This window comes from Pseudomonas sp. LSJ-87, assembly GCF_032971465.1.
Lineage (GTDB): Bacteria > Pseudomonadota > Gammaproteobacteria > Pseudomonadales > Pseudomonadaceae > Aquipseudomonas > Aquipseudomonas putida_Z.
In genome coordinates this window covers 1-25,894 of sequence record NZ_JAWJYQ010000056.1, presented here as the reverse complement: position 1 = coordinate 25,894, position 25,894 = coordinate 1, and the positions used below count along the sequence as shown (strand labels likewise).

Here is a 25,894-nt window from a genome sequence, read left to right as displayed (position 1 = left end):
CCCTATTGGATCACATCACCGATAAATTTAGCATTTTCGTCGAGCTTGACTATTTTCGTTACCACACCACCTTCATCTACGATCATTAACCAACGTTCATATCCGGCGAATGCAACTTCTTCCGCCTGTTTTTTCCCAAGCTCCAAGTCAAGTCTCGGCTCAATCCACGCATCACTCATCTGCCTGGCACTCGGAAACCCCTTACTCCCCTTTGTAACCGGCAAACTACCCGGCGAAAACGCGCCCCCCGTTCGATACTTGGTCTCGGTAATGATGAACGGCGGCGGTGGATGGGCATTACGATAGACGCCATCCAGCCCGCGCCCGGTGGGTTTCATTTGCAGGCTGCGAGGCCCACGAGCGGCCGACAGCAGGTTCTCATGGCCTTTGCCGAGCATGTACTGATCACTGACCACCTCCCCATAAATGCCCTTCTGCGCCCGGGTCGCCGTCGAATGATCGAACACGTGCACATTGGCGCCATGCGTGGCGGCAGCCGCAGAGGTGGGCACTGGCGGGCCGAGCGCACCCTCGGGGCGCTCGAGGTAACGCGGACGCATGCCAATGCCAGAAGTCACCCGCCCACCACTCATCGCCATGGGCACCGGCTTAGGCGCATGCACCCCGGCCTGCGCAACCTGCGCGGGCAGATCGCTGGCCTGTTCCAGCACCTTGGCCAACCTGGCGTCGAGTTGCATCAGCGCCTGTGGGATTTCCCGCACTGCATGCACCTGCACCGCGTAGAACTGCGCTTCCATGGCCTGCAGCCGCACCAACAGGTGCGAGGCCGCCTGGTTGAAGGGCCAGTTGCCCAGGTAGCTGCGAAGCTTTGCCGTTGCAGCCATGACCTTGGTCAAGAACTGGTTCAGATAGGCCAGCAAATCCTTTTCATAGCTCGTGAACCTGACCTGGCGCAGCCAGAACTCCACGCTGCCGCGGGTGAACTTGCCAAGAAACGCAACCACGGTCCGCAAGATGATCTGGCTTTCACGGATAAGTAGCAGGCACAAACCTCGCAGAAACGCTGCCGCTTCCTGGCCGACCAATGCACCTGCCACCGAGCCCACGGGCGTACCCACCGCCCCCACCACGGCACCGATGATCGGCGCGATCAAGGTAATCAGGCAGGCGACCAGCAGCACCCACTCCTGCCACTGTGGCGGCTGCGCCGTTGCCTGGCTGCCATTCGCCGTGTAGCGCTTGCCCAGGCGCAGGCACACTGCGGCCAGGTCACGGGCACTAAGCACGATCACCACCCCAGGCACCAACGACAGCAGCATGTCGGCAATGACCACGCTCAGTGGCCGTTCCTCGGCAAACTCGCCCAGCACCAGGTCACGCAGCCAGCCAAAGCCACCTGCCACCCTTTCCACCGCTTCATCCAGCCAGTCAGCAGCAGAGTTCATGGCTGGCCACCTGCCGAGGTACAGCCGGCAAGCAATGCCTGCAGGGCAGCATCCGGCTCGGTTGCGGTCGTCAGCTGCAGCGAACCTTGGCCAACCTCGTAGCGCACCTGGGCGCTACAACCGGGGGTAACGCCAGCCAGGCGGGCATAGCCGTTCTGGTCGACCATACCCTGGCGCTGGGTGCCATCGGACAACGTCGCTACGTAGGCCGTGCCCGCAATCGGCGTACCGTCGGCATGCACCAGGCGAAACTCGATTTCCTCCTGCGACGGTGCAGGCGGCTCGCCGTAACGTGCAGGCGCCTTTACCTGGGCGATGGCATGCAACAGCAGTGGCTCGGGGCAACCGATTTCGATGCGGCCATCAACCAGCTTGATGAACGCCCCGCCGCAACTCAGGGTCAGCGACGTTCGGCTGTCGATGTGCACATGGCCGTGATGGCTGGTGATCGACACATCGTCATTGGCATCGACCCGCAGTTGCCCGCCGACCTGCACACGCTTGTCCTGCGCGACCTGCTCGCTGGCCTCGAGGCCAACCATCACGCTCAACGCCCCGCCAACGGCCAACGACTTGCCCAGGCCTATGCTTTCGACTTTGCCAAGGGCGACCGTTTCGCTCTTGCTGGCGCCGACCTTGACACTGCGGTTGCCACCTATGTGCACCACTTCGTCATGCTCGACGCGCTCGCTACGATCATTGCCGATGAGCGTGGTTTCGTTGTGTTTCACGACGTTGTTCTGGTCGCGCTCGGCATGAATGAATACTTCCTGGTGCCCCAGTTCGTCCTCGAAGCGCAACTCATTGAAGCCATCGCCTTTATGGGTCTGGCTCTTGATGGTCATGCGGGTCTTGTGTTCGGGCAGGTCGTAAGGCGGCAGCTGGTCACCGCAGTAGGTGCGCCCGGTGATCATCGGCTGGTCAGGGTCGCCATTGACGTAGTGAACAATCACATCCTGGCCAATACGCGGAATGGCCATTGAACCCCAACTGCCACCGGCCCAGCCTTGCGACACCCGCACCCAGCAGGAACTGAATTCGTTGTTGCTGCTTTCACGGTCCCAGGGGAAGCTGACCTTGACCCGCCCCCACTGGTCGCAAAAAATCTCTTCGCCCGGCGGGCCGACCACGGTGGCCATGTGCGGGCCATCGATTCGCGGCTTGGCCAAGGGGGCCGGGCGCCATTCGGCCATGCCTTGCACCAGCAGCGCATCGTTCACATAGCGGGTACCTTGTTCGGCGCCGGCGGCTTCTTCCTGCAGGCTGGTGAACTGCGTACCTTCGTGGCACAGGCTGATCACGCGCCAGTGCACATTGAGGTCTTCGCGCGGGTGGCCGACGAGGGTGAAGCTCAGGCCTGGCTGCAGGCGCACGTCATCGCCTTGTACTTCGGCCAGGCGGGCGTCATGGCGCAGGGCCGTTAGCCGCGTTTCAGTGAAGGGCTTGCCGACCGCATCGCGCTTGTAGCGGCCCGGGTAATCAAAAAACTCGTAGTCCAGCGACTGGTGCGTGATTCCGCTGGCCTGAGCCTTGTGTTCCTGGCGATAGGCCGGGTTGGTGAAGGTGTAGTCGCGCTGCACCTGCTGCGCAGTACGCACCTGCTCGCAGTAGCGCAAACGCCGCAGGCAAGCACGGGCCTGGTCGCCACCGCTACTGGCGTGGTACAGCACCTTGTCGGGGCCGAGATCATCTTCATCCAGCCAAAGCGCCTCATCATCTACGGGCTTTAGCGTGCCCCGGCTGAGCAACCCAAGCGATAGCAGGCGATCGGTAACGATCAGCGTGTGGTGCCTGGCGCAGTGTGCAAAGCGGTAGACGAAGCCCTCTTCAGCGGCAAGGCGATGGATGAAGTCAAGGTCGGTTTCCCCCGCCTGGACACAAAACTCACGCACCTGGTGATCGGCGCTGCTATTGAGCTCAAACCGGGCAATGCCCTGACGCTTGAACATCAGTTCAAGAATCTGCGGCACGGTTTTCTGCTGGAAGATGCGCCAGTTCGAACGCAAGCGGGCACGGGCCAGTTGCGGCTCGACCACAGCGTGGTAACGCGTGCGACAGAAGCCGGTTTCACCTTGGCTGAAGGCACTGACCAAGCCATGCACATGACGCAGTGGCCGGTCTGCGCAATAAAGGGTGAATAGCGCAGGCTTGTCGAGCACCTGGCCGAAGTCGACATCACTGTCGTAGCTGACAAGTTCAAGGCTCAGCACAAATGGCTGGCTGATAGCTTCTTCCAGCTTGAATGAAACCACTTCGAACTCCGTGCGCCCGGCGAGCGCCTGAAATCCGAAACGAAAGTCCGACTGTTTCATGAGTTGCTCTACCCGCCATCATGTTTACCGGCGAAAAAACAACCACACCCTGGCTTTCTTCAAGATGAGTACGTCGAATGAAAATTGCCCGTCGCCAACGTTCAAGCCGGCTAGATCCGTGGCATTGGCGGACTTGACCGATGACGACAGTGAGGATGAGGCAGTGACTGAAGAGCAACTTAAACCGTACCGCCCCGCCATGACAGGAACGATGGGTTTCATGCATTGACGATTTCGTAGGAAATTTCCTAAAGCATAAACTTACAAGCTTTTTCGCGCGCAAGTCCGCTCACTGAAACACCAGAAATTCAAGCCAGGAAAATAATAAATATAGTTACTGAAAAGTTCGCGAAACAGCCCCTTTCATTCACCCTGAAATCACTTGGATTCCGAAATGCACCATTCTGTTGGAGGGCGATGAACTTGGCACCCCTCAAGCGCACCAAAAAGGTGCATGACTGGCAGGAAATGGGGCATGCCGTCTGCCCCCCATCCACCGCTCCAGCCCCTGCATTCACATCCGGTCACAACCGCCAACGTTTGCGTCTACTCCGCGGCGTAACAATAGTGACCAGCGGGTCACATTTTTATCTCTTTCTCTCCTACACTCGGGTTTCGGCCCGCCATTTGCTCAACGGAAGAGTGACGAAAAAAAGTCGAACTTTCCGGAACGCGGGCAGGTCAGGAACTAAGTAGGCCAAACGCAAAGGGACTTCCCAGCCTCGGCCCACACACCCCACCAGCCCAATCGCCTTCGGCCGGAATGCCGATCGCGCCGTGCCTGCGCGCACGACCCTGGGGCATGGAACGCACTACGCAGAATCCAGAATCAGAGAGAACCAACACGAAACATCGCCACGGGTGCCAGCACCCGGCCAAGCATAGGGACGGAGAGAAGTATGATCAGTGCCGCTGTCGAGCCTCACGTAGATTCATTCAACCCGGACAACCGCGAACCGCTCACCCCGGACTTCGCCACGACAGGCAAGGCACCCGGCGCCCAGCGCCAGCACAACCGCAACAAGCGCAAGATTTTGTTCGTGACCTCGGAAATCGCCGACCTGGTGAAAACCGGTGGCTTGGGCGATGTGTCTGCAGCCCTGCCCCGTGCCCTGGCGCACCTGCACGATGTGCGGGTGCTGATCCCCGGCTACCGCCAGGTGATGGAAAGCGACAACCCCATCCACATCGTCGGTGAACTGGGTGGCCACGCCGCCCTGCCGCCGTGCAAGATCGGGCGCATGGACATGGCCGACGGCCTGGTCATCTATGTGCTGATCTGCCCCGAGCTGTACCAGCGCGACGGCACCCCCTATGGCGCCAACAACGGCCGCGACTGGCCCGACAACCACATCCGCTTCGCCCGCCTGGGCCTGGCCGCCGCCGAAATCGCCGCCGGCGAAGGCAGGATCCACTGGAAGCCCGAAGTGGTGCACGCCCACGACTGGCCCGCCGGCCTGGCTCCGGCCTACATGCACTGGCGCGGGCTGAGTACGCCAACCCTGTTCACCATCCACAACCTGGCCTACCAGGGCGTGTACAGCCGCGGTTGCAGCCCGGAACTGGCAATCCCCGAGCACGCCATGCAGCAGGAAGGCATGGAGTTCTACGGCAAGCTGTCGTTCCTCAAGGCCGGCCTGGCCTACGCCAGCCACATCACCACGGTCAGCGCCACCTATGCCCGGGAAATCACCACCCCGGAATTCGGCTGCGGCCTGGACGGCTTCCTCGCCAGCAAGGCCCAACAAGGCCTGCTCGGGGGCATTCCCAACGGCATTGACGAAAGCTGGGACTCGGCCACCGACAAGCACCTGCAGCACAACTTCAGCATCAACGACTGGGAAGGCAAGGCGCGCAATGCCCAGGAAGTGCGCGAGCTGTTCAAACTGCAGCCCTCCGAAGGCCCGCTGTTCGCCGTGGTTTCGCGCCTGGTCTACCAGAAAGGCCTGGACCTGACCCTGGGTGTGGCCGACTACATCGTCGAGCAAGGCGGGCAGATCGCGATCATCGGCCGTGGCGAGCCGGAAGAAGAGCAGGCCATGCGCGAACTGGCGCTACGCCACCCGGGCCGTATCGGCGTACGCATTGGCTTCAACGAGACCGATGCCCGGCGCATGTTCGCCGGCAGCGACTTCCTGCTGATGCCGTCACGCTACGAGCCATGCGGCCTCAGCCAGATGTACGCGCAGCGCTTCGGCTCGCTGCCGGTAGCGCGCAACACTGGCGGCCTGGCCGACACCATCGAGTGCGGCGTCACCGGTTTCCTGTTCAACGAGTCCACCGTCGAGAGCTATCGCCAGGCACTCAGCCGCGCCTTCTATGTATACGGCAAGAAGGACCTGCTGAACGCCATGCGCTGCCTGTCGATGACCCAACCGTTCAACTGGTGCCAGGCCGTGGAACCCTACGCACGCCTGTACGAAGACCTGGTCAAGCAGGCACAGCACAGCCACTACTGAACGGGGAATCGAAGATGCACAGACATGGCGCACACCTGCTGGACGCCACGTCGGCGCGCTTCGCCCTCTGGGCCCCGGATGCGCGCAGCGTGAGCGTGGAACTGGAGCAGCAGCCGGCCATCGAGCTGTTGCCCGACGATGATGGCTGGTTCACCGGTGTGGCCCCGTGCCAGGCCGGTGACCGTTACCACTACCGTATCGATGGTGCACTGCAGGTGGCCGACCCGGCCTCGCGCTACCAGCCCGATGGCGTGCAGGGGCCGAGCCAGGTGGTGGATGTGGCCAGCTATGCCTGGCAGCGCCCCTGGCAAGGCCGGCCTTGGCACGAAGCGGTCATCCAGGAGCTGCATGTCGGCCTGCTCGACGGCTACGTCGGGGTCGCCCGGCAACTGCCGCGCCTGGCCGAGCTGGGCATCAGCGCCGTCGAGCTGATGCCGCTGGGGCAGTTCCCTGGCGAGCGCAACTGGGGTTACGACGGCGTGCTGCCCTATGCGCCGCAAAACACCTATGGCAGCCCCGAGCAGCTGTGTGCGCTGGTCGACCAGGCACATGGCCACGGGCTGATGGTGCTGGTCGATGTGGTGTACAACCATTTCGGCCCCGACGGCAATTACCTGCACCAGTACGCCAGCCCGTTCTTCCGCGAAGACCGGCAGACCCCCTGGGGCGCAGCCATCGACTTCCGTCGCCCGCAGGTGCGCGAGTACTTCATCCAGAACGCCCTGATGTGGTTGTGCGACTACCGCTTTGATGGCCTGCGCCTGGATGCCGTGCACGCCATCGACCAGCCCGACTTCCTGGTCGAGCTGGCGCAAAGGGTGCGTGCTGCGGTGGAACCCGGCCGCCACGTATGGCTGGTACTGGAGAACGAGCACAACCAGGCCTTCCTGCTGGAGCAAGGCTTCGACGCCCAGTGGAACGACGACGGCCACAATGCCCTGCATGTGCTGCTCACCGGCGAAACCGAAGGCTACTACGCCGACTACCAGCAGCGCCCCATCGACCAGCTGGCCCGCTGCCTTGCCGAAGGTTTCGTGTTCCAGGGCCAGGCCAACCGCCATGGCACGCCCCGCGGCGAGCCCAGCGCGCACTTGCCACCCAGCGCCTTCGTGCTGTTTCTGCAGAACCATGACCAGGTCGGCAACCGTGCCCTGGGCGAGCGCCTGACCCGCCTGTGCCCACCGCAGGCGCTGCGGGCGGCCACCGGGCTGTTGCTGCTGGCACCGATGATCCCGCTGCTGTTCATGGGCGATGACGATGGCAGCTGCCGGCCGTTCCTGTTCTTCACCGACTTCCATGACCAGCTGGCCGACGCAGTGCGCGAAGGCCGGCGCGGCGAGTTCGCCCATTTCGCCGCCTTCGCCGACCCCGAGCAGCGCCAAAGCATCCCCGACCCCAACGCCGAACAGACCTTCGAGGCCTCCCGCCCGCAAGGCAAGGAAGTGATCGCCGGCTGGCACGGCCTGTACCAGCACCTGCTCGAACTGCGCCGCCGCCATGTGATCCCGCACCTGCCCGGCAGCCGCGCGCTGGGCGCCGAAGTACACGGCGACAAGGCCCTGACCGCACGCTGGTGCCTGGGCAATGGCACCACCCTGCGCATCGACCTGAACCTGGCCGCCACCCCACAGGGGGTCGAGTTGCCCGCGCCGGCCAACCGCCTGTTCGACAGCAGCGACACCCGGCACCCCGATACCCACCTGGCCGCCTACAGCTGCGTGGTCAGCCTGCTTCCCCCTGCCCAGGAGCGCCCATGAGCGAAACTGCCCTGCACCGCCTGGCAACCCGCGTCGGGCTGAGCCGCGACTGGGTCGACGCCAATGCCCGGCCCCAGCGTGTCAGCGACGAGGTACTGCGCAACATCCTTGAAGGCCTTGGCCACCCGGCCAGCGATGACGCCGCCATTGCCGCCAGCCTGCGCGCCGTGGACGCTGCCGAAGACAGTGAGCACCTGCCGCCGCTGCTGACCGCCGACCTCGGCCAGCCACTGGCACTGGCGCGCTACTTCAGCGCCGCCAGCGTCGCGCACTGCACCTTGGAGGACCACAGCGCCCTCACCCTCAGCCTTGACGACCAGGCCCGCCTGCCCGGAGCGCTGCCCATCGGCTACCACCAGGTGGAAATCGACAGCCGCCGCTTCACCGTGGCCGTGGCCCCGCCACGCTGCCACAGCCTTGAAGACCGCGTGCAGCAGCCGCCACCGCGCTGCTGGGGCCTGGCGGTGCAGCTGTACAGCTTGCGCCGCCCCGGCGATGGCGGCTACGGCGACTGCCTGGCCCTGGAACAACTGGCCCGCGCGGCCGCCGAGCGCGGTGCCGATGCCTTGGCCATCAGCCCGATCCACGCCTTGTCGGCCATCGACCAGACGCACTACAGCCCCTACTCGCCCTCCAGCCGCCTGTTGCTCAACACCCTTTACGCCAGCCCTGCCGCGCTGCTGGGCGAGCGGGAGGTGCGCGTGGCCATCGAAACCTGCGGCCTGGAGCAACAGCTGGAAGACCTGGAGCAAGGCCCGCTGGTCGACTGGCCGCGTGCCGCCAGCGCCCGCCTGCGCCTGCTCGAAGCCCTGTACCAGGGCTTCAGCCAGGGCGACCACCCGCTGCGCAAGGATTTCGACAGCTTCCGCGAAGCCGGTGGCCAGGCCCTGGAGCACCATTGCCGCTTCGAGGTGCTGCAGGCCCAGGCCGTGGAGCATGGCCTGGGCGCCGACTGGCGTCACTGGCCCAAGGCCTGGCACGACCCGTACCACCCGGAAGTGGAGGCGTTCGCCAACGCCTACCCGGCCAAGGTCGAGTTCCATGCCTTTTGCCAATGGCTGACCGAACGGGGCCTGCAACGCGCCCAGGAAGCAGCGCGCGGCAACGGCATGGCGGTCGGCCTGATCGCTGACCTGGCGGTGGGCGCCGACGGTGCCGGCAGCCAGGCCTGGAGCCGCCAGGACGAGCTGCTGGCAGGCCTGAAGGTAGGCGCACCGCCCGACATCCTCAACCGTGCCGGCCAGGACTGGGGCATCTGTGCCTTCTCGCCCGAAGGCCTCAAGCGCAACGGCTACCGCGCTTTCATCGAAATGCTGCGGGCCAACCTCGCCCACGCCGGCGGCCTGCGCATTGACCATGTCATGGGCCTGCGTCGGTTGTGGCTGATTCCGCAGGGAGCCAAGCCAAGCGAAGGCGCCTACCTCGACTACCCGCTGGACGACCTGCTGCGCCTGCTGGCGCTGGAGTCGGTGCGCCACCAGGCAATCATCCTCGGCGAAGACCTGGGCACCGTGCCGGACGGCCTGCGTGAGCAACTGGCGGCCAAGGCCGTGCTGGGCATGCGCGTGCTGCCCTTCGAGCAGACCCAGCCCGGCCATTTCAAGCCGATTCTCGACTGGCCGGACAACGCCCTGGCCACCACCGGCACCCACGACCTGGCGCCGCTGGCCGGCTGGCTGGAAAACCGCGACATCGACTGGAGCCACCGCCTGCAACTGATCGATGCTGCCACCGAACTGCACTGGCGCCACGAGCGGCAAAAGGAGCACGACGGCCTGCGCCGCACCCTGGAGGCCAACTACGGCACGCTGCCGAACAACGACGCGCTGATCGACGCAGCCATCCGCTACGTTGGCCACACCCGCGCACCGCTGGTGCTGGTACCGCTTGAAGACCTGCTGGGTTGCGACGAGCAACCCAACCTGCCGGGCACCACCGCCGGCCACCCCAACTGGCGCCGACGCTTCGCCCGGCCGGTACGTGAACTGCTCGACGACGAAGACGCCGCACGGCGCCTGGAACTGCTGGCCCAGGCCCGCGAACAAGCCTGGGAGCGTGACCGATGAAAGCGCTGACCTCGACCCTGCGCCTGCAGTTTCACAGTGATTTCACCCTCGATCACGCCGTGCCGCTGGTGCCGTACTTCGCCCAGTTGGGTATCAGCCACCTGTATGCCTCGCCCATCCTCAAGGCCCGCGCCGGTTCGCGCCACGGCTACGACGTGGTCGACCCGACCTGCGTCAACCCCGAGCTGGGCGGCGAAGCGGCGCTGGAACGGCTGGTTGCCGCCCTGCGCCAGCACGGCATGGGGCTGATCCTCGACACGGTGTCCAACCACATGGCCGTGGGCGGTGCCGACAACCCCTGGTGGCAGAGCCTGCTGGCCTGGGGTCGGCGCAGCCCCTATGCAGAATTCTTCGACATCCAGTGGCACTCCAGCGACCCGCTGCTGGCCGGTCAGCTGCTGCTGCCGTTCCTCGCCAGCGACTATGGCGTGGCGCTGAAAAATGGCGAGATACCGCTTGAGTTCGACAAGCACCATGGGCTGCTACAGGTCGCCCATTACCAACACCGCTTCCCGATCTGCCCGGTCGACTATGGCTGGATTCTTGCCCTCAGCCCGGAGCCGGCGCTCAAGGCCCTGGCGGAACGCTTCACCGCGTTGAACGCATCGGCCACGCCGCTGGCCGACGCCCTGCCCCTGCAAGCCGAACTGGCGCGCCTGGCAGGCGAAGGCGCCGACCTCGAATCGGCCCTGGTGGCGTTCGACAGCCGTAGCGAGAACGGCTTCAAGCGCCTGCACCTGCTGCTGGAGCGCCAGACCTACCGCCTGGCCAGCTGGCGTACCGCCGCCGACGACATCAACTGGCGGCGCTTCTTCGACATCAACGAGCTGGGCGGCCTGCGGGTGGAACGCGCGGTGGTGTTCGAGGCCACCCACGCCAAGCTGTTCGAACTGATCGAGCGCGGCCTGGTGGACGGCCTGCGCATCGACCATATCGACGGCCTGGCCGACCCGCGCGGTTACTGCCGCAAGCTGCGCCGGCGGGTCGATGGCCTGCTGGCACGGCGGCCGTTGAACGCCGCCCTGGAGCATTTCCCGATCTACGTGGAGAAGATCCTCGGCGCCAACGAGCACCTGCACCGCGACTGGCTTACCGACGGCACTACCGGCTATGAATTCATGAACCAGGTTTCGCTGCTGCAGCACGACCCGGCGGGCGAAGCAGCGCTGACCGAGCTGTGGGCCAGTGTGAGCGAACGCCCCGACTTCCCCGAAGAAGTGCGTCAGGCCCGCCACCTGGTGCTCAATGCCAGCCTGGCCGGCGACTGCGAGTCGGTGGCCCAGGCGCTGTTGCAGGTGGCGCGCAACGACCTGATGACCCGCGACCTGACCCTGGGCGCGATCCGCCGTGCCTTGCAGGCGCTGGTGGCGCATTACCCGGTGTACCGCACCTACTTCAATGCCTGCGGGCGCCCGGCAGAAGACGAAGGGTTTTTCCAGCAGGCCCTGGCCAATGCCCGGCAGGACCTGGGCGAAGCCGACTGGCCGCTGCTCGAGCACCTGCAACAATGGCTGGGCGGGCAAGCCTGGCGCCGCCTGCCAGCAGGCCGGGCACGCAAGCAGCTGCGCCACGCCTGCGTGCGCTTCCAGCAACTGACCGCGCCCAGTGCCGCCAAGGCCGTGGAAGATACCGCGTTCTACCGCAGCGCGCGGCTGCTGTCGCGCAACGATGTGGGCTTCGACGCCGAGCGTTTCAGCGCCCCGCTCGAGCACTTCCACAACGAGGCCCAGCGGCGCCTGCGTGACTTCCCCGACAACCTGCTGGCCAGCGCCACCCATGACCACAAGCGCGGCGAAGACACCCGTGCGCGCCTGGCCGTGCTCAGCGAGCGCGGCCCGTGGCTGGCCAGCCGCATGGAACACTGGCGCGAACTGGCCACGCCGTTGCGCACGCAACTGGATGACGGCCCGGCGCCCAGCCCCGGCGACGAGCTGATGCTGTTGCAGACCTTGCTGGGCAGTTGGCCGCTGGACCTCGACCTGCACGATGACAACGCCCTGCACCAGTACGCCGAACGCATCCGCCAGTGGCAGCAGAAGGCCCTGCGCGAGGCCAAGCTGCGCAGCAGCTGGAGCGCGCCGAACGAAGCATACGAAAACGCCTGCGCCCGCTACATCGATGGGCTATTGCTGGACGGCGAGAACCAGCAGCTGCGCAAATCGCTGGCCGATGCCGCCCACCTGCTGGCCTGCCCCGGTGCCCTCAACGGCCTGGTCCAGGCCCTGCTGCGCATGACCACGCCGGGCGTGCCGGACCTGTACCAGGGCAACGAATACTGGGATTTCAGCCTGGTCGACCCGGATAACCGCCGCGCCGTGGACTACGCTTGCCGGCGTCGCACCCTGGACGATGCAACGCCGGTAGCCGAGCTGCTGGAACACTGGCGCGACGGCCGCCTCAAGCAGGCGCTGATCGCCCGGGTGCTGGACTGCCGCCAGGCCCATGCCGAGCTGTTCCGCCGTGGCGCCTACCTGCCGCTGACCGTGCATGGCCGGCATGCCGACAAGGTGGTGGCGTTCGCCCGCCTTGGCGAAGGCGAACGGGCCGTCATCATCGCGCCACGCCTGGCCAGTACCCTGCTGGCAGGTGCATCGATACCCCTGATCCCGGCACAGAACTGGGACGACACCCGGGTAAGCCTGCCGTTTGCCTTGTCGCCTGCCAACTCGACGGGACTTTTCCCCAGTGCTGCGGTCAGCTCTTCCAAGGAGCTGATGTTGAGCGCCGTGCTGGCGGAGTTTCCGGTCAACCTGCTGATACAACAATCTTGAGCATCAGGAGCGTCATGATGAGTGTTGATGAAAAGCGTATCCGCGAATTTGCCTACCAGATCTGGGAGTCCGAGGGTAAGCCCGCCGGCCAGGAGGACCGCCATTGGGACATGGCGCGCAAGCTGGCCGAAGCCGAGGCGCTGGCACCCAAGGCGGCGCCGCGCAAGCGGGCGCCGGCCAAGCCTAAGGTAGCCGCTGAGCCGGTTGAGAAGGCCGTGGCTGTGAAGAAACCCCGGGCGGTGAAAAAGCCGGCTGCCGGTTGAGCCTGTACCGGCCTCTTCGCGGGTAAACCCGCTCCCACAGGGATAGCGCCAGGCCTGAGGATGACGGTGTACCTGTGGGAGCGGGTTCACCCGCGAAGAGGCCGGTACAGGCCTACGCAGCTCCCTCCCTTCACCACGGCCACTAGAGGACCGCCATGAGCCCCCGCACACCGAAGAAAACCCGCTCGGTCGCCCCGTCGCGTATCCGCGAAGGCCTGCCCTTCCCCCTCGGCGCCACCTGGGATGGCCTTGGGGTCAACTTTGCCCTGTTCTCGGCCAACGCCACCAAGGTCGAGCTGTGCCTGTTCGACTCCACCGGCGAGCACGAAATCGAACGCATCGAGCTACCCGAGTACACCGACGAGATCTACCACGGCTACCTGCCCGACGCGCACCCGGGGCTGGTCTACGGCTACCGCGTGCACGGCCCGTACGAGCCGGAGAACGGCCACCGCTTCAACCCCAACAAACTGCTGATCGACCCGTATGCCAAGCAACTGGTCGGCAGCCTGCAATGGTCCGAAGCACTGTTCGGCTACACCATCGGCCACCCCGATGGCGACCTGTCGTTCGACGAGCGCGACAGCGCGCCGTTCGTGCCCAAGTGCAAGGTGATCGACCCTGCCTTCACCTGGGGCCGCGACCAGCGCGTGCTGATCCCCTGGGAGCGCACGATCATCTACGAGGCCCACACCCGTGGCATCAGCATGCGCCACCCGGCGGTACCGGAAGAACTGCGCGGCACCTTCGCCGGCCTGGCCAATGACGAGTTGCTCAAGCACATCAAGGAGCTGGGTGTTTCCAGCATCGAGCTGCTGCCGATTCACGCCTTCGTCAACGACCAGCACCTGCTGGACAAGGGCCTGAACAATTACTGGGGCTACAACAGCATCGCCTTCTTCGCCCCCCACCCGCGCTACCTGGCCAGCGGCAAGATCGCCGAATTCAAGGAAATGGTCGCGCACCTGCACGACGCCGGGCTGGAGGTGATCCTCGACGTGGTCTACAACCACACCGCCGAAGGCAACGAACGCGGCCCGACGCTGTCGATGCGCGGTATCGACAACGCCTCCTACTACCGCCTGATGCCGGACGACAAGCGTTACTACATCAACGATTCCGGCACCGGCAACACCCTGGACCTGAGCCACCCCTGCGTGCTGCAGCTGGTCACCGACTCGCTGCGCTACTGGGCCGGCGAAATGCACGTGGACGGCTTTCGCTTCGACCTGGCGACCATCCTTGGCCGCTACCACGACGGCTACAGCGAACGCCACGGCTTTCTCGTCGCCTGCCGCCAGGACCCGATGCTGAGCCAGGTGAAGCTGATTGCCGAGCCCTGGGACTGCGGGCCGGGCGGCTACCAGGTGGGCAACTTCGCCCCGGGCTGGGCAGAGTGGAACGACCGCTTCCGCGACACCGTGCGCGCCTTCTGGAAAGGCGACGAAGGCCAACTGGCCGACTTTGCCTCGCGCATGACCGCGTCGGGGGACATGTTCAACAACCGTGGCCGGCGCCCCTATGCCTCGGTCAACTTCGTCACCGCCCACGACGGTTTCACCTTGCGCGACCTGGTGTCGTACAACCACAAGCACAACGAAGACAACGACGAGAACAACCAGGACGGCACCGATAACAACCTGTCGTGGAACTGCGGTGTCGAGGGGCCAACCGACGACCCGGCCGTGAATGCCCTGCGCATGCGCCAGATGCGCAACTATTTCGCAACCCTGCTGCTGGCCCAGGGCACGCCGATGATCGTCGCTGGTGACGAGTTCAGCCGCACCCAGCACGGCAACAACAATGCCTATTGCCAGGACAGCGAGATCGGCTGGGTGAACTGGGACCTGGACCAGGAGGGCGAAGAGCTGCTGGCCTTCGTCAAGCGCCTGACCCGCCTGCGCCTGGCCTACCCGGTACTGCGCCGCTCGCGCTTTCTGGTGGGCGACTACAATGAGGCGATCGGCGTCAAGGACGTGACCTGGCTGGCACCGGATGGCAACGAGATGAGCGTGGAGCAATGGGAAGACCCGCACGGGCGTTGCCTGGGCATGCTGATCGATGGCCGTGCCCAGGTCAGCGGCATTGCCAGGCCAGGCGCCGAGGCCACCGTGTTGCTGATCGTCAATGCCCACCACGACATCGTACCGTTCGAGTTGCCGACCGTGCCCGAGGGGGATTACTGGAGCTGCCTGGTCGATACCGACCGGCCAGAGCTGCGCAAGGGGCAGCATCTGCAGTTCGACAGCACCTTTGAGGTGAAGGGGCGATCGTTGCTGCTGATGGTGTTGCAGCGCGATGAGGAGTGAACCCCGGGGGACCCTCGTCGGTCCCATTGTGTATCGGTTGCCTGTACTGGCCTCATCGCCGGCAAGCCAGCTCCCACAGGTAATCCGCTGGCCGACGGGCCTGCGCGTTACCTGTGGGAGCCGGCTTGCCGGCGATAGGGCCGGGACATACAACACCCATGCACCCGCCATTGAGGAGTAACCGTGAACCCCGAAGCCGGCAGTAAAGGTTTCGCCAGTGTCAACCAGGCCCCGGCCGTGAAGCGGCTGCAGGTGCTGACGGTGAATACCCACAAGGGCTTCACCGCCTTCAACCGGCGCTTCATCCTGCCGGAACTGCGCGAGGCGGTGCGCAGCACCCAGGCCGACATCGTCTTCCTCCAGGAAGTGCTCGGCAGCCACGACCGCCACGCCGCGCGCTACCCCGGCTGGCCGCAGACTTCTCAGTACGAGTTCCTCGCCGACAGCATGTGGAGCGACTTCGCCTACGGCCGCAACGCGGTCTACCCCGACGGCCACCACGGCAACGCGCTGCTGTCCAAATACCCGATCATCGAACATCGCAACCTCGACGTGTCGATCACCGGCCCCGAACGACGTGGCCTGCTGCACTGCATCCTCGACGTGCCCGGCCAGCACCAGGTGCATGCCATCTGCGTGCACCTGTCGTTACTGGAAAGCCATCGCCAGAAACAACTGCAACTGCTGCGCAAGCTGCTCGAGTCCTTGCCCGCCGAGGCCCCGGTGATCATCGCCGGCGATTTCAACGACTGGAAATCCCACGGCAACCGCACCCTGGGCCTGCAGCGTGACCTGCACGAGGCCTTCGAGCGCCACCATGGGCACCTGGCCCGCACCTATCCTGCGCGGCTGCCGCTGTTGCGCCTGGACCGTGTCTACCTGCGCAACGCCGAAAGCCATGGGCCGCGGATTTTGGGGCACAAACCTTGGTCGCACCTGTCGGACCACCTGCCGTTGTCGGTCGAAGTCAGGCTTAGCAATCATTCTTCATAGCCACGCCACGACAAATAGCGAACCCCGCTATACCTCGCAGATTTATCAAAAAAATCAACACGTTGAACAAAACCACGGATCCTGAACACTTCCTTCACACTTTCTTGACGCAAGCGGCGGCCTCTCCTTAGCTGAACATATCAAGCAGTAAAGATCTCGCGCCGGGCCTCTAGCTCGCGCCTTCGTGCGCGCTGGCGAAAGCCTGGCGTGCTGGTTTGGGTCGCCCACTGTTTTTGCCGTACAGCTCGTGACAACAGGCCAGGTCCTAGGGCTGTAACACAAAAACAAAGGAGATCCGCCATGAAAAGCACCTCGAACCTCTTGCGCTTCGACAGCATTTTCTACGCGGTTTCCACGTCGCTGCTTCTGGCAACCCCGGTGGAAACTATCGCGTATGAACTGCAGGACGACCCGGCCTCGCCCGGTTTCCTGCACCAACCGGCAGTACCACAGCTGTCGCTCGACCCGGTCAGCGCCAGTGGCTTGAGTATCGGTACCTTGAATGCGTTCTCGCAGAAGATGAGCGAACGCCATGGGCAGGCTGCACCGGACCTGGTCGCCAGCCAGTGGGCGCAGTTCTTCCCCACCACCGCGCGCGGTGGCGCGCAGCCCCCGGACCAGCTGGAAGCACCCAGCCAGCAACTGACGATCGGCCCGGACCTGTTCGTGCGTGAAACTGCAGCGGGCAATGTGCACCGCGCGGGGATCTTCGTGGGGCAAAACAACCTGCAGACCAGCTTCAACGGCATGCGCCGGCTGTTGGGCGACAAGCAACGCAACGCCGTGAACCTCAGCGGTGAAAGCCTGGGGGTTTACTGGAGCATGACCCATGAACAGGGCTGGCACCTGGATGCCGTGGCCATGGGTTCGCGCATCGACGTCAATGGCCGTGGCGAGAACGGCCAGCGACTGGATGACAGCGGCCACGCGATGACCTTCTCGCTGGAAGGCGGCATCCCCATCGGCCTGGGTGGCGGCTGGGTGATCGAGCCGCAGGCGCAGTTGATCAACCAGCAGTTCTTCCCCGGCAGCCGGGCGCAGGAAGAGACCTTGCAGGCCTTCGACAGCCAGCCAAGCTGGAGCGGTCGGGTCGGCGCCAGGCTGTCCGGGCGTTATGAAGTACGCGGCATGCCGATCGAACCCTATGTGCGGACCAACGTGTGGTATGACTTCAGCAATGCCGATGAGGTGAAGCTGGACCAGGTCGACAAGATCTCCAGCTCGCGCTACTCGACCACGGTAGAACTGGGGTTGGGGCTGGTGGCTCGGGTGACGCCCTCGGTGGCGCTGTTTGTCAGTGCCGATTACAGCAGTGATGTGGACGACAATGATCTGAATGGGTTGATTGGCAGCCTTGGGGTGCGGATGCGGTGGTAGGCAGGTTCGGCCCTTTCGCGGGTGAACCCGCTCCCACAAGGACCGCACAGGGTCTGAAGCTTGTGCAATACCTGTGGGAGCGGGTTTACCCGCGAAGAGGCCAGTACAAGCAACACATCAGGCTGGTTTCATTATCAGAACCCCAAGTGGCGGCAGGTTCAGGGCCAGCGACTGCGGCTGCCCATGGCTGGCTATCTGGTCACTCTCCACCACCCCCAGGTTGCCGACATTGGACCCGGCATACAGCTCTGCGTCACTGTTCAACAGCTCCTGCCAGCGCTCGCCAAACGGCACGCCAATGCGATACCCCTCGCGCGGTACCGGGGTGAAGTTGGCCACCACCAGCACCGGCTCGCCACTGCTGCTCCAGCGCAGCCAGGCATACACGCTGTTCTGCGCATCGTCACCAATCAGCCACTGGAACCCCTGCGGCTGGCAATCCTGCTCGTGCAACGCCGGCACCTCGCGGTACAGGCGGTTGAGGTCGCCGACCAGGCGCTGTACGCCCTGGTGCTCAGGGTACTGAAGCAGGTACCAGTCCAGCTCGCCATCGTGGTCCCACTCGCGCCACTGGCCGAACTCGCAGCCCATGAACAGCAGCTTCTTGCCCGGATGCGCCCACATGAAGGTGAGGTAGGCACGCAGGTTGGCGAACTTCTGCCAGCGGTCGCCGGGCATCTTGTCGATCAGCGAATGCTTGCCGTGCACCACTTCGTCGTGGGAGATGGGCAGGATGAAGTGCTCGGAATAGGCATAGATCAGCCCGAAGCTCATCTCGTTGTGATGGTAAGTGCGGTGCACCGGGTCGTTCTGGATGTAATGCAAGGTGTCGTGCATCCAGCCCATGTTCCACTTGTAGGCAAAGCCCAGGCCGCCCTGTTGGGTCGGCTGGCTGACGCCGGGCCAGGCGGTGGATTCCTCGGCGATGATCAGCGCGCCCGGGGCCTCGTGGGCCGCCACGCCGTTGAGGTGGCGGATGAAGTCGATGGCCTCCAGGTTCTCGCGCCCGCCGTGGCGGTTGGGCACCCATTCGCCGGCCTTGCGCGAATAGTCGCGGTACAGCATCGAGGCCACTGCATCGACACGCAGGCCATCGATGTGGAAGTGCTTCAGCCAATGCAGCGCCGAGGCCATCATGAAGCCGCGCACTTCGTTGCGGCCAAGGTTGTAGATCAGCGTGTTCCAGTCCTGGTGGTAGCCCTCCAGGGGGTTGTCGTATTCGTACAGGGCGGTGCCGTCGAAACGCGCCAGGCCGTGTTCATCGGTGGGGAAATGCGCCGGCACCCAGTCGAGCAGCACGCCAATGCCGCCCTGGTGGCAGGCGTCGATGAAGGCGGCGAAGTCCTCGGCGCTGCCGTAGCGCGAGGTGGGCGCGAACAGCGACAGCGGCTGGTAGCCCCAGGAGCCGCCGAACGGGTGCTCCATGATCGGCAGCAGTTCGATATGGGTGAAGCCCAGTTCCTGAACGTACGGCACCAGGCGCTCGGCCAGCTCGCGCCAGTTGTAATAGCGCCCCACCTCGCCCGCCTCGTCCAGCTCGCAGCGCCACGACCCCGGGTGCAGCTCGTAGATCGACAGCGGCGCACTGTAGGCATGGCGCTGCGCGCGTTGCGCCATCCAGTCGTGGTCTTGCCAGTCGTGGCTGAGCGCCCCCGCTACCTTGGAGGCGGTGCTCGGCGGCAGTTCAGTGGCACGCGCCAGCGGGTCGGCCTTCAGGGGCAGTATGCCGTCCTTGCCCAGCACCTCGAACTTGTAGGTTTCGCCCACGCCCAGGCGCGGCACGAACAGCTCCCACACCCCGGCGCTGTGGCGCAGGCGCATGGGGTGGCGGCGGCCATCCCAGTTGTTGAAGTCACCCACCACCGACACCCGCCGCGCGTTCGGCGCCCACACCGAGAAACACACGCCGTCGACACCATCGACCTGGATAGGCTGGGCGCCGAAGCGCCCGGACAGGTCGCGGTGGTTGCCTTCGGCAAACAGGTACAGGTCCATGTCGCCCAGTTGCGGGCCGAAGCTGTAGGGGTCTTCGGTAATCTGCTCGCCACCGGCCCAGCCGATCTGCAGCAGGTACGGGTGTGCCTCATCGAGGTGCGCGGTGAACAGCCCCGGCAGGCTGCCCTGCTCCATTTCGGCGAGGATGCGCCCGTCATGCCGGGCCAGGATGCGCACATTCAGGGCAGTGGGCAGGAAGGCGCGGACCACCTGCCCGCCCGCGCCGTCGCCATGGGGGCCGAGTACCGCAAATGGATCGGCGTGCTCGGCGCGGGCCAGGGCGTCGAGGTCCCGCTGCCAAAGGCCGCCGTTTTCACGCGTGGTTGCATTCATCTATGACTCTCCCCAGGTACTGATCAGTCCATGCAGGCCATGCAAAGGCACGGCCAGCCAGCTCGGACGGTTCTCGGCTTCGTATGTGATTTCGTAGGCAGCTTTTTCCAGGCAGAACAGCTCCAGTGCGGCGCGCTCGCCCTCGGCCTGTTGCCAGGCGTGAGGCATGGCCGCGGTGGCCAGGCCATAGGCTTCGACAAAGGCATGCCGCGATTGGTGCAGGTACTGCCTGGCAACCCGTTGCCGGGCTTGGCGCGCCGGGTCGGAAAGGTCGACCGCAGACGCGCTGCGCAAGATCATGGCAGCAGCATAGTCGAAGGATCGCAGCACGCCGCTGACATCCTTGTACGGGCTGTGTTTTGCCCGACGCTCTTGCAGCGGCCGGGCCGGTTCACCTTCGAAATCGATGAGGTAGGCGTCGCCCTGCACCACCAGCACCTGGCCCAGGTGCAGGTCGCCGTGCACGCGCATCAGCAGGCCGCCCTGGGCCTGGCGGGTCAGGTTGGCGATGTGCTGGGCCAGGCCGTCGCGCTGTTGCTGCAAGTCGTCGACCAGCGCCTGGCTTTCGCTGTCGAGGCTGTCGCGGTGCTGGGCCAGCAGGTCGAGGGCATGGGTGAGTTCGGCGTTGATCTGCACACTCCAGCGTTCGCTGTCGTCGGCATCGCTCGGGCGCGGCTGGAAGGCCTCGTCATTGGTCGGTGCAGCCAGCAGCAGGTGCATCTCGCCCAGGCGCTGGCCGAGCAAGGCGGCAAAGCCGGTGAGTTCGGCCAGTGCATCGGTGTGCGCATCGGCGTCGAGGCTGGAAGGCTCCATCTGGTCGCGGATGGCCCGCTCCAGGGTGTTCTGGGTCCAGGCCCAGGCGTCGCCCTGGTTGCTCAGGTAGCCCTGGGCGATCATCAGCAAGTGTGGCGCCCCCTGCTCATCCACCCGGCTGACCCAGGCCAGCAGCGGCGAAATGTTGGCAAAGCCTGCGGCGGTCAGGTAGGCACTCATTTCCAGCTCTGGGTGCACACCCGGGTTGACCCGGCGAATCAGCTTGAGCACCACCTGGTCGCCGATCACCACCGAGCTGTTGGACTGCTCGGCGCTGAGGTAGCGCACGCTGCTTTCGTCGTTCAACGCCAGGCCCACCAGTTGCTGCGTGCTTTCGAAGCGCAGCTCGCCCTCGCCGTTGCCACAAGGCAGATGCATGCCGCCCTCACAGGCACGCAGCACCGCGCGGATGAACGGCTCGAGGACGAAGGCGTCGGTGATCAGGCCAACCTGATGGGCACGGCGCACCCGCGCCAGGGCCAGCTGCTGCGGTAGCGCGGTACTGATCTGCTCTTCGGGCAGCAGGCCGAACGGCAGCTGATAGCGGGTAGCCACCCCCTCGCTGAGCACTTCGATTTCACCGAGCAGCACCGGCGTGGTGGCGGTGCCGAAACGCACGCCGTAGCACAGGCGCACCTGGTCGATCGGCCCTTCCTTGCCGGCGAACCAGCGCCGCTTGGGCAGGTACTGCGGCAGGATGGCGCTTTGCAGGGTATCGCTGGAGGGGGCCTCCAGCAGTTCTTCCATGCGTTTGCGCAGTACCAGTGTGGTCAATTCGGGTAACCCCTCGGTGGCCTGGATGTGCCAGCTGGGCATGCGGTCGTGGCTGGCCAGCAGGAACCAGTAGAAGGCGTAGGGTGGCAAGGTCAGCAGGAACGGCAGTTGCCCGATCGGCGGGAAAGCGCTGCCGCCGAGCATCTCCACCGGTACTTTGTCGGCGTATTGTGACAATTCCAGTTCAGCCGCCTGGGCGGCGCGGGAAACGTTGGCCACGCACAGGATGACTTCGGTGTTGCCATCGGCGTCGGTGTACTCGCGCAAGTAGGCGAGGATGCGCCGGTTGTTCGGCGTGAGGGTGCGCAGGCTGCCGCGGCCGAAGGCCTTCTGCTGCTTGCGCACCGCCAGCATGCGCCGGGTCCAGTTCAGCAGCGAGTGCGGGTCGTTGGCCTGGGCTTCGACGTTGACGGTCTGGTAGCCGTACAGCGGGTCCATGATCGGCGGCAGCACCAGGCGCTGCGGGTCGGCGCGGGAGAAACCGCCGTTGCGGTCCGGCGACCATTGCATGGGCGTGCGCACACCGTCGCGGTCGCCCAGGTAGATGTTGTCGCCCATGCCCAGTTCGTCGCCGTAGTACAGGGTGGGCGTGCCGGGCATCGACAGCAGCAGGCTGGTGAGCAGTTCGATGCGCCGCCGGTCACGCTGCAGCAACGGCGCCAGGCGGCGGCGGATGCCCAGGTTGATGCGGGCGCGGCGGTCTTCGGCGTAGTAGTTCCACAGGTAGTCGCGCTCGCGGTCGGTGACCATTTCCAGGGTCAGCTCATCGTGGTTGCGCAGGAAGATCGCCCATTGGCAGTTGGCGGGGATTTCCGGGGTCTGGCGCAGGATGTCGGTGATCGGGAAGCGGTCTTCCATGGCCAGGGCCATGTACATGCGCGGCATCAACGGGAAGTGGAAGGCCATGTGGCATTCGTCGCCCTCGCCTTCGCCGAAGTACGGGCGGGTGTCCTCGGGCCATTGGTTGGCCTCGGCCAGCAGCATGCGGTCGGGGTAGTTGGCGTCGATTTCGGCGCGGATCGCCTTGAGCACGTCGTGGGTTTCGGCAAGGTTCTCGTTGTTGGTGCCATCGCGCTCGATCAGGTAGGGGATGGCGTCCAGGCGCAGGCCATCGACACCCAGGTCCAGCCAGAAGCGCATCACCCCGATCACTGCCTTGAGCACTTGCGGGTTGTCGAAGTTGAGGTCGGGCTGGTGCGAGTAGAAGCGGTGCCAGAAGTACTGGCCGGCGACCGGGTCCCAGGTCCAGTTGGACTTCTCGGTGTCGAGGAAGATGATGCGCGTGCCGTCGTACTTCTGGTCGTCATCCGACCACACGTAGAAGTCCCGTGCCTTGCTGCCGCGCTTGGCATGGCGGGCGCGCTGGAACCAGGGATGCTGGTCGCTGGTGTGGTTGATGACCAGCTCGGTGATCACCCGCAGGCCGCGTTTGTGCGCCTCGGCGATGAAGCGGCGGGCATCGGCCAGGTTGCCGTAGTCGGGGTGCACGGCCTTGTATTCGGCGATGTCGTAGCCGTCGTCGCGGCGTGGCGAGGGATAGAACGGCAGCAGCCACAAGGTGTTGACGCCCAGCTCGGCAATGTAGTCGAGCTTGCTGATCAGGCCGGCGAAATCGCCGATGCCGTCGTTGTTCGAATCGAAGAACGACTTGATGTGCAGCTGGTAGATGACGGCGTCCTTGTACCACAGCGGGTCGTCGATGAAGGCTGCCGGGCGGGAACGCTTGGCCATGTGCGACTCCTTTCAATTCCTGGTTGCTCTGGCCCCAATGCACAAGCAACTGACTTGACACGACCCCTGTGGGAGCGGGCGTGCCCGCGAACACCGGCGAAGCCGGTGCCATGCTCCGCGGCGCCTGCTTCGCGGGCACGCCCGCTCCCACAGGTTAACGGGCCTTTTCGATGCGCCAGATACCGAACGGCAGATGCCAGGGTTCGATGCGCATCCATTGGGTCTTGCCGTACCACGACCAGCGATGGCCGTTCATCAGGTCTTCACCCTGGGTTTCGGCGTTGTCATCCAGCCCCAGCTCCCACAGCGGCAGCTCGAAATGCGCCTCCTGGGCGTTGTGCGGGTCGAGGCTGATTGCCACCAGGATGTAGTTGTCGCGCTCGGGCGTGCGCTTGGCGAAGTACAGGATGTTGTCGTTCCAGCAGTTGAAGAACGCCACGCCCAGGTGGGTCTGCAAGGCGCGGTTCTGCCGGCGGATACGGTTGAGCTGGGCGATCTCGGCAATGATGTTGCCGGGTTGGCTGAAATCGCGTGGGCGAATTTCGTACTTCTCCGAATCCAGGTATTCCTCCTTGCCCGGCAGCGGTGTGCCTTCGCACAGTTCGAAGCCCGAGTACATGCCCCACAGCCCCGAACCCATGGTGGCCAGCGCCGCGCGGATGAGGAAGCCGGCACGGCCGGAGGTGTGCAGGAAGTACGGGTTGATGTCGGGCGTGTTGACGAAGAAGTTGGGCCGGTAGCACTGGCTCCATGGCGGCTGGTTGAGCTGCTCGAAGTACTCGCGCAGTTCCTGTTTGTGGTTGCGCCAGGTGAAGTAGGTATAGCTCTGCGCGTACCCGACCTTGCCCAGGCGGGCCATCATCGCCGGCTTGGTGAAGGCTTCGGCGAGGAAGATGACCTCGGGGTGCCGGCTGCGCACATTGGCGATCAGCCATTGCCAGAACGGCAGTGGCTTGGTGTGCGGGTTGTCGACGCGGAAGGTTTTCACCCCCTCCTCGACCCAGCCGAGCACCACGTCGCGCAGGGCCAGCCACAATGACGGCACGGCCTCGGGTGCATAGAAATCGACGTTGACGATGTCCTGGTACTTCTTCGGTGGGTTCTCGGCATAGCGGATGGTGCCGTCCGGTCGCCAGCTGAACCAGCCGGGGTGCTCCTTGAGCCAGGGGTGGTCCTGGGAGCACTGGATGGCGAAGTCGAGGGCGATTTCCAGACCATGCTCGGCCGCTGCGGCCACCAGGCGGCGGAAGTCGTCGCGGCTGCCCAGCTGCGGGTGAATTGCCTCGTGGCCGCCTTCCGCGCTGCCGATGGCATACGGGCTGCCCGGGTCGCCGGGCTCTGCCGTGAGGGCGTTGTTGCGGCCCTTGCGGTGCTGCATGCCGATGGGGTGGATGGGCGGGAAGTACAGCACGTCGAAGCCCATGTCGCGGATCATCGGCAGGCGCTCGTGCACATCATTGAAGGTACCGTGGCGCTCGGGGCTGTCGGTGATCGAGCGCGGGAACAGCTCGTACCAACTGGCGAACTGCGCGGCCGGGCGGTCGACATCGACGGGGAATTCGCGGCTGCGGGCCAGGTAGCTGCGGTGCTCGGCATCGCTCATCAGGCGGGCGGTGGCGGGGTCGAGAAACAACGCCACCTGATCGTCGGCATTCAGCGTGGGCAGGCGCTGCTGCAAGGCCTGGAGCTCCTCGCGCAGGGCACCGTTGCACAGCTCGATGCCCTTGCCCAGCATCAATCGACCTTCCTCCAGCTCCAGCCGAACCTCGACACCGGCGTGGTACTTCTTCTCCAGATCGTGGCAATAGGTAGCGAACGGGTCGATCCAGGCCTCGATGCTGAACAGGTGCGGGCCCAGTTCGGTGGGTGTGAACTCGGCCAGCCACAGGTCGTTGCCCGGCGAGTGCATGGGTATGCAATGCCAGCGCCGGCTGTGGGCCTGGCGCCAGTTGAGCATCACCGCCAGGCGGTCGTGGCCGTCGCTGTAGACCTTGCTGCTGACCGCCACCGGTTGGCCGCTGATGGCCTTGGCGGCGAAGGTGCCGGCTTCGAGCACGGGTTGGGTGTCTTCGATCACGATGCGCGGCGCCAGCAGCGCCTGGGACAGGCTGATGGCCTGGTCCGGGTGATCGTTGGCCATGGGCACGCTTTCGAAGGGCTCGTTTCGTGACATCGGACCTTGCTCCCTCAGGCTGGTGGCGGTAAGGGTTCAGAGCCGGGCACAGGCGTGGGGTTCAAAAAAATTGAGCGAACGGCAGCTGCCAGGGGTCGAAGCCTGCAGCACCTCTTCAATTACCCAAGCGAGGTCAGGCCATGAACATTCCCATTCCACCGGAGACTCCCGATCCCAACATCGACGACCCGAGCCTGCCGCCGCCCGTGCCGGAGGAAGACCCGGACGAGCTGCCGATCAAGCCGACCGTGCCGCCGACGGTGGGCGACCCGCCGAGCCAGGAACCACCGGTGAAGGCTTAAGGGTAGACCAGGATCGACATAGGCAGGACCGGCCCTTTCGCGGGTGAACCCGCTCCCACA

14 protein-coding genes are annotated in these 25,894 nt (G+C 64.9%); 9 read left to right on the top strand and 5 right to left on the bottom strand.

The features are described from left to right. Positions 1 to 2 precede the first annotated feature (2 nt). Positions 3 to 1,406 (bottom strand): hypothetical protein, encoded by a 1,404-nt coding sequence (locus RYH74_RS24030; RefSeq protein WP_317410346.1) that lies wholly within the window; start codon positions 1,404 to 1,406, stop codon positions 3 to 5. Then, positions 1,403 to 3,718, bottom strand: coding sequence for a type VI secretion system Vgr family protein (locus RYH74_RS24025; RefSeq protein WP_317410345.1), 2,316 nt, complete (start codon positions 3,716 to 3,718; stop codon positions 1,403 to 1,405). The genes RYH74_RS24030 and RYH74_RS24025 overlap by 4 nt, the downstream gene beginning before the upstream one ends. 899 nt (positions 3,719 to 4,617) lie before the next feature. On the opposite strand from RYH74_RS24025, the gene glgA reads away from it, so the two are divergent. From glgA to RYH74_RS23985, 8 genes are all read left to right on the top strand, one after another. Continuing rightward, positions 4,618 to 6,177 carry a glycogen synthase GlgA gene (gene glgA, locus RYH74_RS24020; RefSeq protein ID WP_075045668.1) on the top strand — a complete coding sequence of 520 codons (1,560 nt, stop codon included), beginning with the start codon at positions 4,618 to 4,620 and terminating at the stop codon, positions 6,175 to 6,177. 14 nt (positions 6,178 to 6,191) lie between these two features. Further along, a complete protein-coding gene (gene treZ, locus RYH74_RS24015; protein WP_317410343.1) occupies positions 6,192 to 7,934 on the top strand; it encodes a malto-oligosyltrehalose trehalohydrolase in 1,743 nt (580 codons plus the stop codon). Next, positions 7,931 to 10,000 carry a 4-alpha-glucanotransferase gene (gene malQ / locus RYH74_RS24010; RefSeq protein WP_317410342.1) on the top strand — a complete coding sequence of 690 codons (2,070 nt, stop codon included), beginning with the start codon at positions 7,931 to 7,933 and terminating at the stop codon, positions 9,998 to 10,000. Before treZ ends, malQ begins: the two co-directional genes overlap by 4 nt. After that, positions 9,997 to 12,771 (top strand): malto-oligosyltrehalose synthase, encoded by a 2,775-nt coding sequence (locus tag RYH74_RS24005; protein WP_317410341.1) that lies wholly within the window; start codon positions 9,997 to 9,999, stop codon positions 12,769 to 12,771. Before malQ ends, RYH74_RS24005 begins: the two co-directional genes overlap by 4 nt. 14 nt (positions 12,772 to 12,785) lie before the next feature. After that, a complete protein-coding gene (locus tag RYH74_RS24000) occupies positions 12,786 to 13,034 on the top strand; it encodes a DUF2934 domain-containing protein (protein WP_061551133.1) in 249 nt (82 codons plus the stop codon). Positions 13,035 to 13,189: 155 nt separating this feature from the next. Next, complete coding sequence (gene glgX, locus RYH74_RS23995; protein WP_075045673.1) at positions 13,190 to 15,343, top strand: glycogen debranching protein GlgX; 2,154 nt, start codon at positions 13,190 to 13,192, stop codon at positions 15,341 to 15,343. Between the two features lie 183 nt (positions 15,344 to 15,526). Then, positions 15,527 to 16,336, top strand: a complete 810-nt coding sequence (locus RYH74_RS23990) for an endonuclease/exonuclease/phosphatase family protein (protein WP_025339815.1) — start codon at positions 15,527 to 15,529, stop codon at positions 16,334 to 16,336. Positions 16,337 to 16,636: 300 nt separating this feature from the next. Continuing rightward, positions 16,637 to 17,713 (top strand): autotransporter outer membrane beta-barrel domain-containing protein, encoded by a 1,077-nt coding sequence (locus tag RYH74_RS23985; protein ID WP_025339816.1) that lies wholly within the window; start codon positions 16,637 to 16,639, stop codon positions 17,711 to 17,713. Positions 17,714 to 17,830: 117 nt separating this feature from the next. On the opposite strand, the gene glgB is transcribed toward RYH74_RS23985, so the two are convergent. From glgB to RYH74_RS23970, 3 genes are all read right to left on the bottom strand, one after another. Next, positions 17,831 to 20,041, bottom strand: coding sequence for a 1,4-alpha-glucan branching protein GlgB (gene glgB / locus RYH74_RS23980; protein WP_317410339.1), 2,211 nt, complete (start codon positions 20,039 to 20,041; stop codon positions 17,831 to 17,833). Then, the gene (treS, locus tag RYH74_RS23975) at positions 20,042 to 23,359 is read right to left on the bottom strand and encodes a maltose alpha-D-glucosyltransferase (protein ID WP_317410338.1); all 3,318 of its coding nucleotides are present in this window, start codon (positions 23,357 to 23,359) and stop codon (positions 20,042 to 20,044) included. A 154-nt stretch (positions 23,360 to 23,513) separates the two neighbouring features. After that, the gene (locus RYH74_RS23970; RefSeq protein WP_286100190.1) at positions 23,514 to 25,532 is read right to left on the bottom strand and encodes an alpha-1,4-glucan--maltose-1-phosphate maltosyltransferase; all 2,019 of its coding nucleotides are present in this window, start codon (positions 25,530 to 25,532) and stop codon (positions 23,514 to 23,516) included. A 140-nt stretch (positions 25,533 to 25,672) separates the two neighbouring features. Here RYH74_RS23970 and RYH74_RS23965 point away from each other — a divergent pair, with 140 nt between their 5' ends. Then, positions 25,673 to 25,834 (top strand): hypothetical protein, encoded by a 162-nt coding sequence (locus RYH74_RS23965; protein ID WP_003251307.1) that lies wholly within the window; start codon positions 25,673 to 25,675, stop codon positions 25,832 to 25,834. The last annotated feature ends 60 nt before the right edge of the window (positions 25,835 to 25,894 follow it).

Excerpts from the sequence above, each read along its gene's own strand:
- RYH74_RS24030 (WP_317410346.1), bottom strand. The coding sequence starts at position 1,406 with ATGAACTCTGCTGCTGACTGGCTGGATGAAGCGGTGGAAAGGGTGGCA.
- RYH74_RS24025 (WP_317410345.1), bottom strand. The coding sequence starts at position 3,718 with ATGAAACAGTCGGACTTTCGTTTCGGATTTCAGGCGCTCGCCGGGCGC.
- glgA (WP_075045668.1), top strand. The coding sequence starts at position 4,618 with ATGATCAGTGCCGCTGTCGAGCCTCACGTAGATTCATTCAACCCGGAC.
- treZ (WP_317410343.1), top strand. The coding sequence starts at position 6,192 with ATGCACAGACATGGCGCACACCTGCTGGACGCCACGTCGGCGCGCTTC.
- malQ (WP_317410342.1), top strand. The coding sequence starts at position 7,931 with ATGAGCGAAACTGCCCTGCACCGCCTGGCAACCCGCGTCGGGCTGAGC.
- RYH74_RS24005 (WP_317410341.1), top strand. The coding sequence starts at position 9,997 with ATGAAAGCGCTGACCTCGACCCTGCGCCTGCAGTTTCACAGTGATTTC.
- RYH74_RS24000 (WP_061551133.1), top strand. The coding sequence starts at position 12,786 with ATGATGAGTGTTGATGAAAAGCGTATCCGCGAATTTGCCTACCAGATC.
- glgX (WP_075045673.1), top strand. The coding sequence starts at position 13,190 with ATGAGCCCCCGCACACCGAAGAAAACCCGCTCGGTCGCCCCGTCGCGT.
- RYH74_RS23985 (WP_025339816.1), top strand. The coding sequence starts at position 16,637 with ATGAAAAGCACCTCGAACCTCTTGCGCTTCGACAGCATTTTCTACGCG.
- glgB (WP_317410339.1), bottom strand. The coding sequence starts at position 20,041 with ATGAATGCAACCACGCGTGAAAACGGCGGCCTTTGGCAGCGGGACCTC.
- treS (WP_317410338.1), bottom strand. The coding sequence starts at position 23,359 with ATGGCCAAGCGTTCCCGCCCGGCAGCCTTCATCGACGACCCGCTGTGG.
- RYH74_RS23970 (WP_286100190.1), bottom strand. The coding sequence starts at position 25,532 with ATGTCACGAAACGAGCCCTTCGAAAGCGTGCCCATGGCCAACGATCAC.
- RYH74_RS23965 (WP_003251307.1), top strand. The coding sequence starts at position 25,673 with ATGAACATTCCCATTCCACCGGAGACTCCCGATCCCAACATCGACGAC.